We start from the raw sequence: 14,850 nt of genomic DNA on the forward strand, positions 1-14,850 counted from the left end.
TCCACCTCGCGATGGACACCCTTGCTCTTGGCTAATGGTTGGCAACTGCAAGCCCCCATAGCGGACTTTCACCGCCTAGCTACGCGCCATGCGTGGCGCACCGCACAGAAGCCTGCATATGCCATTCGGCTTATGCAGGCTTCCTCTATGCTAGCTGCTTATTCCGCCCAGCTGTCCAGATAGGCCGCTTGCTCCGGCGTCAGCTCGTCAATGCCCATGCCGAGCGCTTCAAGCTTAATGCGGGCAACTTGCTCGTCAAGCTCGTAAGGAACGTTGATCACTTCCTTGCCCAGCGATTCATACTGATCGTTCACATACTTCAGCGACATCGCCTGCAGCGCGAACGTCATGTCCATAATTTCAGCCGGGTGGCCGTCACCGGCTGCAAGATTGACCAATCTGCCCTCTGCGAGCAAATAGATGCTGCGTCCGTCCTTCAATTGGTATTCTTCAATATTGCGTCTCACGGTGCGCTTGCCTGTCGACATCGCCGCCAGCTCCAACTTGTTCACTTCCACATCGAAGTGTCCGGCGTTGGACAGAATGGCGCCATTCTTCATTACTTCGTAATGCTCGCCGCGGATGACATCGCGGTTGCCCGTTACTGTAATGAACATGTCGCCAAGCTTTGCCGCTTCCAGCATCGGCATGACCGCGAAGCCGTCCATGTAAGCTTCTACCGCTTTGATCGCATCGATCTCTGTGACGATGACATTGGCGCCCAGACCTTTGGCCCGCATAGCGACGCCCTTGCCGCACCAGCCATAGCCGACGACGACGACCGTCTTGCCGGCTGCCACCAGATTCGTCGTGCGATTGATGCCGTCGAATACTGACTGCCCCGTCCCGTATCGGTTGTCGAACAAGTATTTGCAGAATGCGTCATTCACCGCCACCATCGGGAACGCCAGCGAGCCTTCCTTCTCCAGCGCCTTCAAGCGAAGAATGCCCGTCGTTGTCTCCTCCGCTCCGCCGCGAAGATTGACCGCCATGTCCTTGCACTCCGAATGCAGCAGCGTGACGAGATCGCCGCCGTCGTCAATAAGCAGATCCGGCTTGCATTCCAGCGCTTTCATGTTAAGCGCCTTGAATTCCTCGTCGCTTGGATTGTATTTTGCGAAGACGGTAATGCCGTCCTCCACCAGCGCCGCGCACACATCGTCTTGCGTGGACAGCGGATTGCTGCCGGTAATTGTTACTTCTGCTCCGCCTGCCTGAACGACCTTTGCCAGGTAAGCGGTTTTGGCCTCCAGATGAAGGGAGATCGTCACCTTCAATCCTTTGAACGGCTGCTCCTTCTCGAACTGCTCTCTGATTCTGTTCAATACGGGCATGTGCGCGCGTACCCACTCTATCTTCAGATGGCCTTCCGGAGCAAGCTCCGGATTCGCAATAATGCTGTTGTTCAATGCGTTCATGCTGTAATCCCTCCACTGGTTAATAGCTGTTACATGACATACTACTTACAAATAAACAATCTCATGACCGCCTGTCGGACGGTAATCCGCCTCCATCAGCCTCTCGATCCAGGAATCGCCATACCGGCTCCAATAGCCAATCATGGACAATACGCGCTCTTGCGGCTTGTCGGCAGGCTTGATCGACAGACGAATCCGTTCCAATTGGCGAATTGCTGCGTCGAATCGTTTATTATGGGCATCCAGCGTCCTGCTTTCCATGAAAGCAATCTGCTCCACGATCTTGGCCATGTTCGTCTCGCCCAGCTTGGCCAGTCCTGGTTGAATAGATGCGGCGAGCTGCAGCAGCGGACGATACATATCCTGGAAGGATTCGCTCACTGCCGCGAAGCGTTCCTGCAGCGACAGCTCATCTTGCTCCTTAAGCCATTGCTCCTTCCGCTCTTGGAACCGTTCCATCACATCTGCGAAGTCCAGCTCGAACTTCGCCATATGCTTCGTAACGGTTCCTTCCACGAGCGTATAGGACATGCGGGGGACGATGAGGGGCATCTCCATGTTCATGGAGCGGAATGCAGCACCCGTGACGCCCCAATATGCAATCTCGCCCGGCCCCAGCACAGTGCCGAGCACAGGGAACAGATACTCCTGCATAAGCGGCCGAGTCAGCACATTGTTGCTGAACAGCTCCGGCCGGGAATGCGTCAGGGCGATCAATTCCTCCTTGCTCCAGGAGCAGCTTTCCTTCCGATCCATGAACAGACCATCTCGCTTGTAGAGCATTGTCCGCTCCCCGTCACGGTCAGGATGGAACAAGAACAGTCCCGAGCTTCCTTCCGCCACATCCGCCTGAAGCGGATAACCGAGCTCTGTCACCCGTGCAGATGTGGAGCGGAACGCTTCTTCCAGCTCGTCGTTGCGCTCCAGCAACTTCCGGAACATGGGCGCTTCCAGCTTGCGCAAGTCGGCATCGTCGGAATCGATCAGCACAAGACCGTATCGGCCGAACAAACGGTGAAGCAAGCAAGCGAACATGTCGGACAGCGACGTCGCGCGACCGGCCAGTTGCCGAAGCTCGTCCATCATGCCAGGCTTGAATTCCGACCCCGGCAGCGCTGCTTCCAGCTCCGCCAGCCAGCTCTCCCATTGATCGCTCCCGATGAAGGTGCGGCTCACCGAAGTGCGCACACGATCAGGCAGAGCCGCCGTCAGCTTGCCCAGCTCTTGTTCCGCTGTCACGACATACGCGTGATTCGCTTCGTCCCAATCATGGTCTTCCCCTGCGATCCAGAATACTGGAATAACGGGAATACCCAGCTGTTCGCTGGCATAGCCGGCCGCACGAATAACGGATACGGCCTTATGTACGACGAGCAACGGCCCTGTCCATAATCCGGCTTGCTGACCGCCTATAATGACCGGTGCCCCTCCCGCAATCGCCGCAATGGCGGAATCTACTTTATCCGATGACACTCCTATACGCTGCTGATAAGTTCGGAGAACGTCCCCCAACAGCGCGGCGTCGGCTCTGGGACCCGCATTGCGTTGAAGAGCGGCAAGCCGATTACTCCAATCTTCAACGATACCGGCATGATAGCCATACAAGGACAGGGCCGCGGAATCATTGCGAGTGATATACGCCTCCGTCAATGGTTGGGAGGACGGTAGTGAATAGGGTTCAGATTGCATTATGGTAAGTACCTCCCTACTTAATTATCCGATACAACATCAGCATTATTGTACAGGATATGCGACAATAATTAAAGGCCGATTCAGGACGCCGCAGCGCCATTGAACCGGCCTCGTCGTATTAGGACAAGATTATGCCGACATCGTGAAGAGCATCCTTCCGATCAGGACGGCCATAAATACAATATACAGAAAACTCGTAGCGAAGAAGCTGAGCCGCCATACCGCCTGAAATATACGCTTCGCATTAACCTTTCCCCGCTTGCGGAACTGCGCGTTGCCAAGTAGACCTCCTGCGAGTATCATAACCAGCATAATGCCGTAAATACCGAATTGACTATCAAATATAAGATTGAATTGCCCTGCAACACAACCGATAAAAAAAACAGTAGATACATCCATCGCCATGCGGAACGCCCGCTTCCAATCCTTTATGTAAGTGCCGTATCCGATGAGAACTGCGGCGAATGGAATAACCGGTATAAAGGCCAGAATCGCATATAGCTTCATTAAGCCATCCATCATCGAACTTCACCCCTTATCCTCATCCCATGGCCTCCTGTACCCCTGAATAATTACAATTAGCGCATCATTTAGCGGAGTAAGCATCCCGAGCTCTCTGCCTTTCGCTGCGATTGCCCCATTGATGAAAGCAATCTCCGTCTCGCGCCCGGCCTGAACATCGGACAGCATGGAAGATCTATTCCTTGATGTAGCTTCGCATATATCCAATATCGACTGCCAGTAATCTCCCGGTGGAAGCAGTCCTCCCTTTATGAAGACGGCTGCAGACTCTTCATACAGCCGACGCATGAGCGTCAGCCGGCAGCTCTCCTTCGGCAGCTCACCATTCGTTACATGGTAGAGAGCTGTCAAGGGATTAATGACTGCGTTTACAATCAGCTTGCGATAAATACGAGTACTGATGTCATTCGACAGAAAAGTGGTGAATCCTGCCTTTTCCAGCGATTGCAGCATTTTTTTTTGAACTGGCGCATCCCCTGTCTCATTCCCGAATTGATCCCGGTTGCTCAACCAGATCCCGCCGGCGCCTGTATGACGCACAGTCCGTTCATCCTCCCGCTTGGCCGACTCCGTCGTCACTGCTATATGAATCGGTATAGGTCCAAGCGCTTCAGTCAGAATCTCCACATGGCCGATTCCGTTCTGCAAGCAGATAACTGTCACCGCTTCCGATCTGCCACTGTTAAGGATACCGCGAAGCTGTTCCGTCAGTTCAGGGTTGATCGCTGTTGATTTGACTGTCAGCACCACACATCTCTCGGAAGAAGTAACTACCGCTTCCCCCATCGCTCGGCATGGAAGGTGAACTACCTTGCCGCCTCCTTGCAGGTTATGCCGAAGCACGCCATATTGCTGAATAAGACGGGCTTGTCGTCTCGTCCTTGTCCATAGCGTTACATGCGCTCCGGATTCCGCTAAAGCTGCCGCAAGCATCATCCCGATCGCACCTGCTCCGATCACATCGATATGCATACACGCACTCCTTCGTTGTTCTTCCTGCCAGTCCGTTTACCATTAACGCTATTATACACTTTACTCCGTTCAAGTGAAAACCCGTCATCCTTCTATGAAGGATGACGGGCTTAACCGTGCACGCTTATTCAATTCGTTCCAGATTGCCGTTCGCATCCATTTTGAACCTTGGCTTTGCTTCTTCCTCATTTGACAATACGGTAAGTCTACGTGCCCGATCCATTATCTGGATCAAAGTCTTGTAGTCGTCGTTGACGGCCCGATAGTCCGATTCGGCATTGTTGACCTCGCTTGCAAGCCTCTTATTTTCATTGCGAAGCTTGAGTAACTCGTCATCCTTTTCTTTCATTTCCTTCTCGAACATTTTAATCTGCCTGGACAACTCCTGATAGGTCGTCTTCCAGCTGCGCAAGAAGCGAATAACAGCATCGATGGATATCCCTTCATCCACCATCCCCGCTTCCTGCTTATACGCGGTGCCCTCTTCAGCATCGAGCATCGCGATAGAAGATACTTGAGGAGCAGACGATTGTTTCTTGAAATAATTGCGTTTCTGCCGCTGCTGCTTTGCTATGCTTATCGCTTCCTCATATTTCTTGCGAACGCAGCTGTTCCAACGAAAACCGCATGCGGCTGCTGTGCGACCGATCCGCTCGCCCACTTCCTCGAATGCCGCAAGCTGGGTGCTGCCTTCTCTAATATGGCGCAGAGTTACTTCGGCGAGAATAAGATCATCGTCCGGACTCCACGCATCTTGTCTAACTGCTGTCATGCAACAATAACCTCCTAACGTAAAAGGCGCTTACTTCATCTCTATGCCCTTGGTAGAGTTCATAGAATCTATTGGATACTATTTTGTATAACCAAAATGAATTGCGCTCATACATGATTGCTGCAAACGATGAGTAAACTATGGAATGAACTCGCTTCAAGCCTAAAAATTCGCCAATTCGTCACTACTGCATGTTTACACTCCATCAAGCAAACGTTATAATGTTGAGTAGGAAATTGGGTCGTATGGAAAGGGGGATGCTATCGTGGCACGCATGTATCGGGTACTCGGTTTTTGGTGCTTAGTCATTGGACTAATGGCTTTCGCCGGCCATATGACGGAATTTGCTCTGCTGTTCTTCGCGCAAGCCGTCGCTTTCACTTTCCTTGGCTACTTGAACTTCTCCGAAAGAACGTACATTATGATGTTCTGGGGATATATGGTGATTTCATTCGTTGGATTCACATATTGGTCCGTATTCAAGTTGGATTTGCCTTTCTAATCAAGCGCCATTGGAAACTGAAGAGGCCTGAGTCAGGGATAATCCCTGACTCAGGCCTCTTCTATTCCTTCTCCAGGACAAGCACACGAAAAGCTTCACCGATGCCATCGCTTAGCAGAAGCTGGCGCAGTGACCGGTTGCGCCGTGCCTGATCGCTGAAAGGATTGCTATCCCGGTGATCAATCAGCAGTTCCAGAACGCCGTTATCTACCATGAATTGCTTCTGACTCCCATCGAATGCGATGCTGAATCCGGCTTCACGCGCCTCCGCCTTCAAGTATGAGAAGGAGACATGTGCTGTCATATCCTGCTGTCCCGGCCGCTGGAACGGCTGATCGGAAGCTGTATGGCGGTAATAGCACATCAACGTGCCGTCCATCCGGCAAGCTGAACTGTACTCTTCTGCATCGTAACCATAGTCGATAACAATAACTTTGCCCCGCTTCATCATGGCACTTATCTTTCTTAACCACTTGCCGGAGCTGGGGCACAGTTCCGTAATCTGGCCTTCTTGCAAATATATGCCGTCGCGCTGCAGCCAATTGTGAAAGTCCGGACTCGTCATGGTCATCCGTACATATCGGAAGCGTCCATTCACATACGCTACACCCAGCTCATAAAGCTGGCCGCCCGCTCGCTGAATGCGGTGAACGGGGAAAGCGTCCAGCAATTCGTTCGCAACAATTACGGCAGGCGCTTGTAGCGCTCCCTCCTCTAACGCCTCCCGGGACGTCAAGCAAGAAGCGAACGGCAGCTGTTGCCTCGCGGCATTCGCATGCGATACATAATCTTCCACTACCTTCATGCGGAATCGTTTCCTCCATAGCGGCAGAAGCTTCTGCCATTCCGACGCAATCTGTGCAGACAGCCTTCCCGTGCCGGCTCCCCACTCTACGAATGTTAAGGGCTTATTGTCCTCCTTGGCATAGTCCATCACATAGGAAGCAATGACTGCTGCCAGACCGCTTCCAACAGCCGAGCTCGTATAGAAGTCGCCTTCTTTGCCGATTCTGATCTTGCCTTGCCGATAATAGCCGTATTCCTCATCATACAGGCACAATGCCATATAGTCATGAAAGGTAATGCACGGAACGTAGCGAGCCGCTCCCTGTTCATCGCTATACGTGCCCTGAAGCTCAGAACGGACAATAATGCTCTCGATCTTTTGTCCAAGATTGCTTTCCCCTTGCACCTTTGCCATCGCCGGATTTCTCCTTTTCCTTATCTAAGATATAATGAAGAAGGCAGACGCATACATTTATAGCTGAGGGAGGAGGATACCATTTGAGAAAAATAATGCCCTATGCAAACGCAAAAACCGCCTTCATCCTGTTCCTGATCAGCGTGCTGCTCTCGCTGCGAATGCCTGTCATGGCAATGCCGATTGACCCTGCCGCCACTTCTGACGATGTACGTGTCCTGCTCGAAAAAAGTCTGTCAGTCGTTGAAATCGACCGTGAGATTGAGACGATCAAGCAACAACAAAAAGTTTTGGAACAATCTATGAAGCTGGCGCAGGACGAACTGAAAAAGCAAGAAAACGACATTGAAGCTAAACGGAACGACGCTGGTAAAGTGCTTCGCGCTTATTATATGGGCGAACGCGATATGCTGTATGCCGCGCTGCTCTCTTCGAAATCATGGACGACCTTCTTCTCCATCATCGACTATATCGATATCATCATAAGCAAGGACAAGCATACGCTTCATTCTTACATAGATCAGTATCGCCGCATGCAAGAAAGCTATCGGGAGCTGGAGGACAGAGAGACTGAGCTGGCTGGTGTAGAGCAGCGGCTGCTTCAGCAGCGTGAACGCGTTCTCGCCTTGGAAGCGCAACTGGAGGATGAATTGCAAGGACGCACTGACGCCGACCGCATCAGACTGCTGATGGAGGAGCTGACTCGCTCCTGGGAGGAGGAAGGACTAGCCAAGGTGCAAGAGTACTTCCAGGCGCTGGCGAGCGCCATGCAGAAGCTTCCCGGTTGGATCAGCGACAATAAGGATATGCTGGATAACCAAGGCTTCCAATATACGATTACTGTCTCTGAAGCCGAGCTGAACGATTTCCTTCAGGAGCAAGATGAGCGATTCAAGCACTTTTCATTCCAATTCCTGGACGGCTCCGTTACCGCCTATGGCAACAAGGACGGCATGGAGATCACTGTAACGGGTCACTACACTGTGGAAGATGAACCTGTTAACGGGATAATGTTCCATGTTGACAAGCTGATTTACAACGGGTTCTCGCTACCGGATACAACCCGGAGATCGCTGGAAGAGGAATTTGATCTGGGCTTCTACCCGCAGCTCATTCTCTCCTTCCTGAAAGCGAAGGACGTCGAAGCCACGGACGGCAAACTGACGATTAAGCTGTCCATTAGCTTGTAAAGGCGGCTAAGGGCTGCATCACTCCGGGCGTGCAGCCCCTTCGTCCCTGGAATGTGCAAGCTCCGATATGAAATCGTTCATTGCAATTTCGTCCCGAGAGTAACGACTCCACAGCACTTCCCAGCGACGTTTTCGATCCGGCCAGTCAGGATCAGCCCTATACTGCTGCCGTTCCACTTCAGAATGAGCTATCGCTGGGATGCTTCGTCCTCCCTGCTGTACCATTGCCTCAATCCATTGCATCGCTTCTTGCTCCACCTGGCAGCCAGCTCCGATTACGTAGCTGCTGCCGCTAACCCAAGGATGCGCCAAGCTTGCCTCATCCACAATCAATGATCTCTTCACAGTATTATCCAGTCCTTCATACATCCGCCACGGGAGGACGAACGACAGCAATTTATCACTCTTGATCGCTTGCATCATCCCATCCAGTTGTTGCAATCTGAATGTTCCGATACGTTCCTGCTGAGCGTTCAGCCACACTAACAGCTCCCGCTGCTCTGCGGTGATCTCCGGCATCATGTTAAAAGCGTCTTCTTCCTTTCTGAACTTCTCTAGCCATACCAACAGCTGTTCTATACTGTCAGGACTGAGATTCAGGAGCGTCGCTTCCTCGGCACCTTGGGAAAGCTTCTGAACCAACACAAGGAACGACTCCCAATCTTGCGGCTCCTCCGACATTCCCGCCTTAGCCAGCATAGACTTGTTCCACAATAAGGTGTAAGGATTGATTTCATAAGGCACGCCCCACAAATATCCGTTCCACTTCAGCGGCTCCATCCACCCGTTCACTTGCTGAGGCAGCCCTTCCATCGCAAGCTTGCTGTCTACGGGCTTCAAGTATCCCCGTACCGCGAATGGCATCACCCAATCGTTGTGCAGCAGCATAATATCAGTTCCGTCGCCTACGCTGCTGCTACGCTCCCAATTGTCGTGTGCGAGAGAGGTATCGGACTCATTCGTAAGATGAACAACAATATGAGGGTGATCAGTCATGAAGACCTGATTCCACCCCTGGAGCTCACGGAATTGCTCAGCAGTCACGGAAACGCTTGCATGAAGTTCTACTATCGGCATGTCCGGCGAAGGACCGTCGATTCCCGACAACGTGGCATATCCTTCCGGTGGATTGGGCAGACTGCTCTGTATGGATCGTGAATAGGGAATGAGCAACAATGAAGACAATAACAGGACCACGACGATAAGAGGCACATACTTTCGAGGAGACACACGGCTCCTCCTTTCCTTTACCTGCTCAATAATCTGGCTATAGAATACCAATATTTATCAACATATGGCAAGGCATTATCGGCAGAAAAGACGGCTGCCGGTACGCAGCCGTCTTGCTGTTCCTATTTACAACAGATCCGCCGCCAACTGCGCCAGCTTGGAGCGTTCCCCTTTCTCCAGCGTGACATGACCACTAATCCCCTCAAGCTTGAATCTCTCGATAATATGGGACAATCCGTTGCTGACGGAATCCAGGTAGGGATGATCGATCTGCTCCGGGTCGCCCATCAGCACAATTTTACTGCCTTCCCCGACACGGGAGACGATCGTCTTCACTTCATGTCTCGTCAGGTTTTGGGCTTCGTCAATTATGATGAACTGCCCGGGTATAGAGCGGCCGCGAATATACGTCAGCGCTTCAACCTGAATGCTGCCCATGCCCATCAATATTTTTTCAATGTCGCCAGACTTCTTTGTATCGAACAGAAACTCCAAATTATCGTAGATCGGCTGCATCCATGGCCTCAGCTTCTCTTCCTTCTCCCCTGGCAGATAGCCTATATCCTTGCCCATCGGCACAACCGGTCTTGCAATCAATAGCTTTTTATATTTATGTTCATCCTCCACCTTCATCAGGCCTGCCGCGAGCGCAAGGAGGGTTTTGCCCGTACCGGCCTTTCCCGACAGGGTGACGAGCGGTATATCGTCGCTAAGGAGCAGTTCAAGCGCCATGCGCTGCTGAGCATTGCGGGCCGTAATCCCCCATACGGGATCATTGCTCAAGTATAACGGCTCCAGCCTCGCTCCGTCGGCACTAATCTTCAGGAGCGCCGACTTGTTCGTTCCCATCTCGTCTCGCAGAATAACGAATTCATTCGGCCTTGGCTTTGCCTTTATTTGCAACTGATCGACATTTAGAAATCGGAACGTATAAAATTCATCAATAACGGCAGGATGGACGAACAAGGTTACATAGCCCGTATAGGCATCCGATGCCGGCGCAATTTGATCCGACAGATAGTCCTGGGCTTTCAAACTCAGCACGTCCGCCTTAATTCGCACGAGCACATCCTTGCTGACAAGCACAATTTCCGGTTTATCAGCATTCGCGGCAGCGTCTGCTTGTTCCAACTGATAGTTCAAGGCGACGGCCAGAATTCGATTATCATTCGACATGTCGCCGAACATTTCTTGGACGCGCATAAAGCTGCGATGATTTAATTCTACTTTAAGCAGCCCGCCGTTCTGAAGGGGAATGCCTTCATGAAGATGCCCCTGACGGCGCATTCCGTCGAGCAAGCGGGATACGGTTCGGGCGTTTCGCCCAAGCTCGTCAGCTAATCTTTTCTTGGAGTCGATTTCCTCCAGTACGATAGCGGGAATGATCACTTCATTGTCTTCGAAGGCGAATATGGCCTGTGGATCATGAAGCAGCACATTAGTATCGAGCACGAATGTTTTTTTCATATAAGAAACCTCCCGGCATCGATGATAGTTGCAATAATCATTCCGATTATTATACGATACGATGAACCTCACCTAGAGACACAAGAAAGCCTAGTGAATAATCACTAGGCTTTCCATATGACACGCAAAGGACGTAACTTGTCCTCTTGGCATGCTCGATTCGATTTGCACGGGAAGAGTTGAAACAGCTTCATTTCACGATCCTTGTCGCTGCGCCAGCCAGTCATGTTCATATCCATCATATACGAGGACCTCCCCAGAATGGATTAGGTAGAGCTGTTCTAGCTTTATTATAGCTATTTTATTCTGCAGCGTCTACGGGCATTCCCATTTTTGCCTGCAGCTCATTCCTCGTCTTCTGAAGACTTTCTTCATTAATATAGACATATGGACTCTTCCAGCTGCCTTCCAGCGGCATGAATGTCAGATTGCTGCTCTTGATTCCCAGGTATGTATTAATCATCCGGCTAATCTCTTTCTCGGGCATATCAGTCTGCACATTCTCGCTCATCTTCTCGATGATACTGCCGATCTTGGAGACTCCGCCTATGGTCATTAGCTTATCGACAAGTGCTCCGACAACCTCGCTCTGCCGGCGGTTCCGATCGAAATCGCTTGACATGTTGGTCCCGTCGTTGGATTGACGGTATCGTACGAAATCAAGCGTCTGCTTGCCGTTCAACTGCTGTTGACCTTTTTGCAAGTCGATATTGGTGCCGTCATGGGAATCCGTATATTTCATACGCATATCGACATACACGTCAATGCCCCCAAGCAGATCTACCGTATCCTCGAAGCCCTTGAAGTTGACCACTGTCGCGTATTTGATATCGATGCCGAACAGCTTGCCCAGCACACTGCGGAATTCTTCCTTCGCCTCAATTGCCGCTTCTTCCTTGCTCCTTCCTTCATTGCGGGCCGCCATGAAGAAGTCCGCATAGAACCGGTTCGCTTTCCTGCCGCGATAGCCCTCCACTTGGATCAGCGTATCCCGCGGAATGGAGACGATGGAAGCCGATTTGGATTCCGGATCGAAGGACGCCACCATCAACACGTCAGTATTCAACCCCCCGCCTCCGGAGCGGGAGTCGATGCCCATGATAACCATAGATACGGGCTTCTTCTTGACGGATTCCTTCACCGGCACCGGTGTGGCAACCGTTTCATCTACGATAGAGATGGTATCGAAGGCTTCATCCGTCTGTAACAGCAAATAACTGAGCCAGCCTGCGATCGCCAGCAATAGTCCCAGCAATAGAAAAAAAAGCGTTATAAAAAACACCTTTAGCTTGCTTTTTCGTTTTTTTGACTTTGGACGCTTGGGCGGCTTCGAACCCCTTAGCGTCGAACGAGATGGCATAACCGAAGATTGACCTTGACTCATAAACCTGGAAGCCCCTTTAGTTGAATTTCGGATTGGCGATTATGTCCGCGAGCAGCTGCTCCCCCGCTTCGCGGGGAATAAGCTGCGTCTTGGACTTGCCGTTCTTCTCGTACTTCACATGAATCATCGTATCATCGGTATGCGAGATCTGAGGGGAAGTGATGGCATGATCTTCGCCTAGTACGTCCAGGAAAAACTCTAGCGTCTTGCGGGCTGCTTCGTCCTGCGGGCGCGCATCTGCAACTACCCTCATTTGCAACCAGTTGAACAATGCGTCTTCCTCTCTCACGAGCCGCACCTCCGAATCTGCGATTGTAAATGCCGCTAACCGCTCTTCTTCCGATACTTGTCATAAAGTTGACGTCCACGCAGCATCAGCATCATCAATACAGCAATACCCATGCATTGAATGATAGGCAGCTTGTCTATTTGAAGGATCATAAGCACGAAGCTTCCGATTGCCATGATCATGTAGACAAGTATTTCCTTCAGCAGAGGCAGCTTGGCCTGTGGACGGAATACACTGTTGAAAATATAGATGGTGAACGCCAATATAAGCAAGTAAGATACAAGCTTATGCTCGCTCAGCCATTCCTGCATGATTGATTCCTCCTGTCATGTCGCTAAGCTACACGCCTGCTTGCGCCATTTTACGTTGCTTCTCCGCACGCTCGCGATCGCCCTTGTTCAATAGCTTCTTGCGCAGACGTATCGTCTTCGGCGTAATCTCGCAGTATTCATCATCGTTCAAATATTCCAGCGCCTGCTCAAGGGAGAACAATCGTGGAGTCTTCAGCTTGACCGTGTCGTCCTTGCCGGCGGAACGTACGTTAGTCAACTGCTTCTCCTTGCAAATATTCACGATAATGTCGTTGTCTCGGTTGTGTTCACCGACAATCATGCCTTCATACACTTCTGTCCCCGGCTCCATGAACAGAATACCGCGATCTTCAACGCCAAGCATGCCGTAGAATGTGGATGTCCCGTTCTCGCTGCTTACCAGCACGCCCTGATGGCGGCCGCCGACAGAGGATCCCGCGAGCGGTCCGTACTTGTCGAAGGCGTGGTTCATAATGCCGTAACCGCGGGTTAACGTCAGGAACGAGGTGCTGTAACCGATCAAGCCGCGAGCTGGAATAATGAATTCCAGACGAACTTGCCCATTGCCGTTGTTGATCATGTTGACCATCTCGGCTTTACGTGTGCCAAGGCTTTCCATTACCGCACCCATGCTTTCCTCTGGGACATCGATTAGCAAGCGCTCATACGGCTCCTGCTTCATACCGTCGACTTCCTTCACGATTACTTCCGGCTTGGACACTTGTAGCTCGTAGCCTTCACGCCGCATATTCTCGATAAGAATGCCCAAGTGGAGCTCGCCTCGTCCGGATACGATGAATGCATCGGGGCTGTCTGTGTCTTCAACCCGCAGAGCGACGTCTGTCTCCAGCTCCTTGAACAGACGCTCACGCAGCTTGCGCGACGTCACCCACTTTCCTTCGCGTCCCGCGAACGGACTGTTGTTGACAAGAAACGTCATTTGCAGCGTTGGCTCGTCGATTTTGAGCACTGGCAGAGCTTCTGGGTGCGCAGGGTCAGCTAGCGTCTCGCCAATATTGATCTCCCTGATACCAGCAATGGCAACAATGTCGCCCGCTCCGGCCTCGGCCACCTCGATCCGTTTCAATCCTTGGAAGCCGAACAGCTTCTCGATTCTCGCCGACTTCTTGACTCCTTCACGATTAATGACGGCGACAGGCTGACCTTGCTTGATCACTCCTCTGTTCACGCGACCGATTGCGATCCGTCCCAGGTATTCGTTGTAGTCAAGCAATGTAACCAGGAATTGCAGCGGCTCGTCGATCTTCTCGGTCGGGGAAGGTATATGCTCAACGATTGTGTCATAGAGCGCCTGCATATTCTCATCCTGCTTATCGGGGTCTTGGCTTGAGGTGCCCATTAGAGCGGAGGCATAGATAACCGGGAAGTCCAATTGATCGTCATTCGCGCCAAGCTCGATGAACAAGTCAAGCACTTCATCGATTACTTCAACGGGCCTAGCGTTCGGCCGGTCGATTTTATTCACGACGACGATCGGGGTCAGTTGATAGTCAAGCGCTTTTCGAAGGACGAATTTTGTCTGCGGCATACACCCTTCGAAGGCGTCCACCACTAGCAGGACGCCATCCACCATTTTCATGATCCGTTCCACTTCGCCGCCGAAGTCGGCATGTCCAGGCGTATCTACAATGTTGATCAGATAATCTTTGTAGTTAATGGCCGTATTTTTGGCCAGTATTGTGATGCCGCGTTCTCTCTCCAGGTCATTGGAGTCCATCACACGCTCCTGAATCGCTTCATTGTCGCGATATGTGCCTGATTGTTGAAGCAGTTTGTCCACCAGGGTCGTCTTGCCGTGATCGACGTGCGCGATGATAGCGATGTTGCGTAAGTTTTCTCTTGCTTGCATTTGAAATAATCCACTCCACTATTAAATTTT

At 51.6% G+C, this 14,850-nt stretch carries 16 protein-coding genes; 3 read left to right on the plus strand and 13 right to left on the minus strand.

Annotated features, from left to right (window positions below; translation table 11 throughout):
- Positions 1-183, plus strand: a 183-nt coding sequence (locus tag ACFQ2I_RS22690) for a hypothetical protein (protein ID WP_377568435.1), incomplete at its 5' end; no start/stop codon positions are given.
- Here ACFQ2I_RS22690 and ACFQ2I_RS22695 read toward each other — a convergent pair.
- From ACFQ2I_RS22695 to ACFQ2I_RS22715, 5 genes are all read right to left on the minus strand, one after another.
- Positions 159-1,418 carry an adenosylhomocysteinase gene (locus tag ACFQ2I_RS22695; RefSeq protein WP_377568438.1) on the minus strand — a complete coding sequence of 420 codons (1,260 nt, stop codon included), beginning with the start codon at positions 1,416-1,418 and terminating at the stop codon, positions 159-161. The genes ACFQ2I_RS22690 and ACFQ2I_RS22695 overlap by 25 nt on opposite strands.
- Before the next feature lie 45 nt (positions 1,419-1,463).
- Positions 1,464-3,107 (minus strand): bacillithiol biosynthesis cysteine-adding enzyme BshC, encoded by a 1,644-nt coding sequence (gene bshC / locus ACFQ2I_RS22700; RefSeq protein ID WP_377568441.1) that lies wholly within the window; start codon positions 3,105-3,107, stop codon positions 1,464-1,466.
- Between the two features lie 132 nt (positions 3,108-3,239).
- The gene (locus ACFQ2I_RS22705; protein WP_377568443.1) at positions 3,240-3,632 is read right to left on the minus strand and encodes a DUF3397 domain-containing protein; all 393 of its coding nucleotides are present in this window, start codon (positions 3,630-3,632) and stop codon (positions 3,240-3,242) included.
- 6 nt (positions 3,633-3,638) lie between these two features.
- Positions 3,639-4,604, minus strand: a complete 966-nt coding sequence (locus ACFQ2I_RS22710; protein ID WP_377568446.1) for a ketopantoate reductase family protein — start codon at positions 4,602-4,604, stop codon at positions 3,639-3,641.
- Between the two features lie 124 nt (positions 4,605-4,728).
- A complete protein-coding gene (locus tag ACFQ2I_RS22715) occupies positions 4,729-5,376 on the minus strand; it encodes an RsfA family transcriptional regulator (protein ID WP_377568448.1) in 648 nt (215 codons plus the stop codon).
- Positions 5,377-5,641: 265 nt separating this feature from the next.
- Between ACFQ2I_RS22715 and ACFQ2I_RS22720 the strand changes: the two genes are divergently transcribed.
- Positions 5,642-5,878, plus strand: coding sequence for a DUF2626 domain-containing protein (locus ACFQ2I_RS22720; protein WP_262677188.1), 237 nt, complete (start codon positions 5,642-5,644; stop codon positions 5,876-5,878).
- Positions 5,879-5,939: 61 nt separating this feature from the next.
- Here ACFQ2I_RS22720 and ACFQ2I_RS22725 read toward each other — a convergent pair whose 3' ends face one another.
- Entirely contained in the window at positions 5,940-7,079 is a 1,140-nt protein-coding gene (locus tag ACFQ2I_RS22725) for a class I SAM-dependent methyltransferase (protein ID WP_377568452.1), read from the minus strand.
- Positions 7,080-7,162: 83 nt separating this feature from the next.
- Between ACFQ2I_RS22725 and ACFQ2I_RS22730 the strand changes: the two genes are divergently transcribed.
- Positions 7,163-8,269 carry a coiled-coil domain-containing protein gene (locus ACFQ2I_RS22730; RefSeq protein ID WP_377568455.1) on the plus strand — a complete coding sequence of 369 codons (1,107 nt, stop codon included), beginning with the start codon at positions 7,163-7,165 and terminating at the stop codon, positions 8,267-8,269.
- A gap of 18 nt (positions 8,270-8,287) precedes the next feature.
- Here the strand turns inward: ACFQ2I_RS22730 and ACFQ2I_RS22735 are convergent, their stop codons facing one another.
- The 7 genes from ACFQ2I_RS22735 to typA form a co-directional block, all read right to left on the minus strand.
- The gene (locus ACFQ2I_RS22735) at positions 8,288-9,499 is read right to left on the minus strand and encodes an ABC transporter substrate-binding protein (protein ID WP_377568458.1); all 1,212 of its coding nucleotides are present in this window, start codon (positions 9,497-9,499) and stop codon (positions 8,288-8,290) included.
- A 126-nt stretch (positions 9,500-9,625) separates the two neighbouring features.
- Complete coding sequence (locus ACFQ2I_RS22740; protein WP_377568461.1) at positions 9,626-10,966, minus strand: PhoH family protein; 1,341 nt, start codon at positions 10,964-10,966, stop codon at positions 9,626-9,628.
- Positions 10,967-11,070: 104 nt separating this feature from the next.
- The gene (locus tag ACFQ2I_RS22745; protein WP_377568464.1) at positions 11,071-11,208 is read right to left on the minus strand and encodes a hypothetical protein; all 138 of its coding nucleotides are present in this window, start codon (positions 11,206-11,208) and stop codon (positions 11,071-11,073) included.
- Between the two features lie 59 nt (positions 11,209-11,267).
- Positions 11,268-12,350 (minus strand): LCP family protein, encoded by a 1,083-nt coding sequence (locus tag ACFQ2I_RS22750; RefSeq protein WP_377568467.1) that lies wholly within the window; start codon positions 12,348-12,350, stop codon positions 11,268-11,270.
- 16 nt (positions 12,351-12,366) lie between these two features.
- Positions 12,367-12,639, minus strand: a complete 273-nt coding sequence (locus ACFQ2I_RS22755; RefSeq protein ID WP_377568469.1) for a hypothetical protein — start codon at positions 12,637-12,639, stop codon at positions 12,367-12,369.
- Positions 12,640-12,674: 35 nt separating this feature from the next.
- Complete coding sequence (locus ACFQ2I_RS22760) at positions 12,675-12,950, minus strand: YlaH-like family protein (protein WP_377568471.1); 276 nt, start codon at positions 12,948-12,950, stop codon at positions 12,675-12,677.
- A 28-nt stretch (positions 12,951-12,978) separates the two neighbouring features.
- Positions 12,979-14,820, minus strand: a complete 1,842-nt coding sequence (gene typA / locus ACFQ2I_RS22765) for a translational GTPase TypA (protein WP_377568473.1) — start codon at positions 14,818-14,820, stop codon at positions 12,979-12,981.
- Positions 14,821-14,850: the final 30 nt, after the last annotated feature.

This window comes from Paenibacillus chungangensis (assembly GCF_042675905.1).
Classification (GTDB): Bacteria; Bacillota; Bacilli; order Paenibacillales; family Paenibacillaceae; genus Pristimantibacillus; species Pristimantibacillus chungangensis.

Excerpts from the sequence above, each read along its gene's own strand:
- ACFQ2I_RS22750 (WP_377568467.1), bottom strand. The coding sequence starts at position 12,350 with ATGAGTCAAGGTCAATCTTCGGTTATGCCATCTCGTTCGACGCTAAGG.
- typA (WP_377568473.1), bottom strand. The coding sequence starts at position 14,820 with ATGCAAGCAAGAGAAAACTTACGCAACATCGCTATCATCGCGCACGTC.
- ACFQ2I_RS22710 (WP_377568446.1), bottom strand. The coding sequence starts at position 4,604 with ATGCATATCGATGTGATCGGAGCAGGTGCGATCGGGATGATGCTTGCG.
- ACFQ2I_RS22725 (WP_377568452.1), bottom strand. The coding sequence starts at position 7,079 with ATGGCAAAGGTGCAAGGGGAAAGCAATCTTGGACAAAAGATCGAGAGC.
- bshC (WP_377568441.1), bottom strand. The coding sequence starts at position 3,107 with ATGCAATCTGAACCCTATTCACTACCGTCCTCCCAACCATTGACGGAG.
- ACFQ2I_RS22745 (WP_377568464.1), bottom strand. The coding sequence starts at position 11,208 with ATGATGGATATGAACATGACTGGCTGGCGCAGCGACAAGGATCGTGAA.
- ACFQ2I_RS22740 (WP_377568461.1), bottom strand. The coding sequence starts at position 10,966 with ATGAAAAAAACATTCGTGCTCGATACTAATGTGCTGCTTCATGATCCA.
- ACFQ2I_RS22695 (WP_377568438.1), bottom strand. The coding sequence starts at position 1,418 with ATGAACGCATTGAACAACAGCATTATTGCGAATCCGGAGCTTGCTCCG.
- ACFQ2I_RS22760 (WP_377568471.1), bottom strand. The coding sequence starts at position 12,950 with ATGCAGGAATGGCTGAGCGAGCATAAGCTTGTATCTTACTTGCTTATA.
- ACFQ2I_RS22705 (WP_377568443.1), bottom strand. The coding sequence starts at position 3,632 with ATGATGGATGGCTTAATGAAGCTATATGCGATTCTGGCCTTTATACCG.
- ACFQ2I_RS22715 (WP_377568448.1), bottom strand. The coding sequence starts at position 5,376 with ATGACAGCAGTTAGACAAGATGCGTGGAGTCCGGACGATGATCTTATT.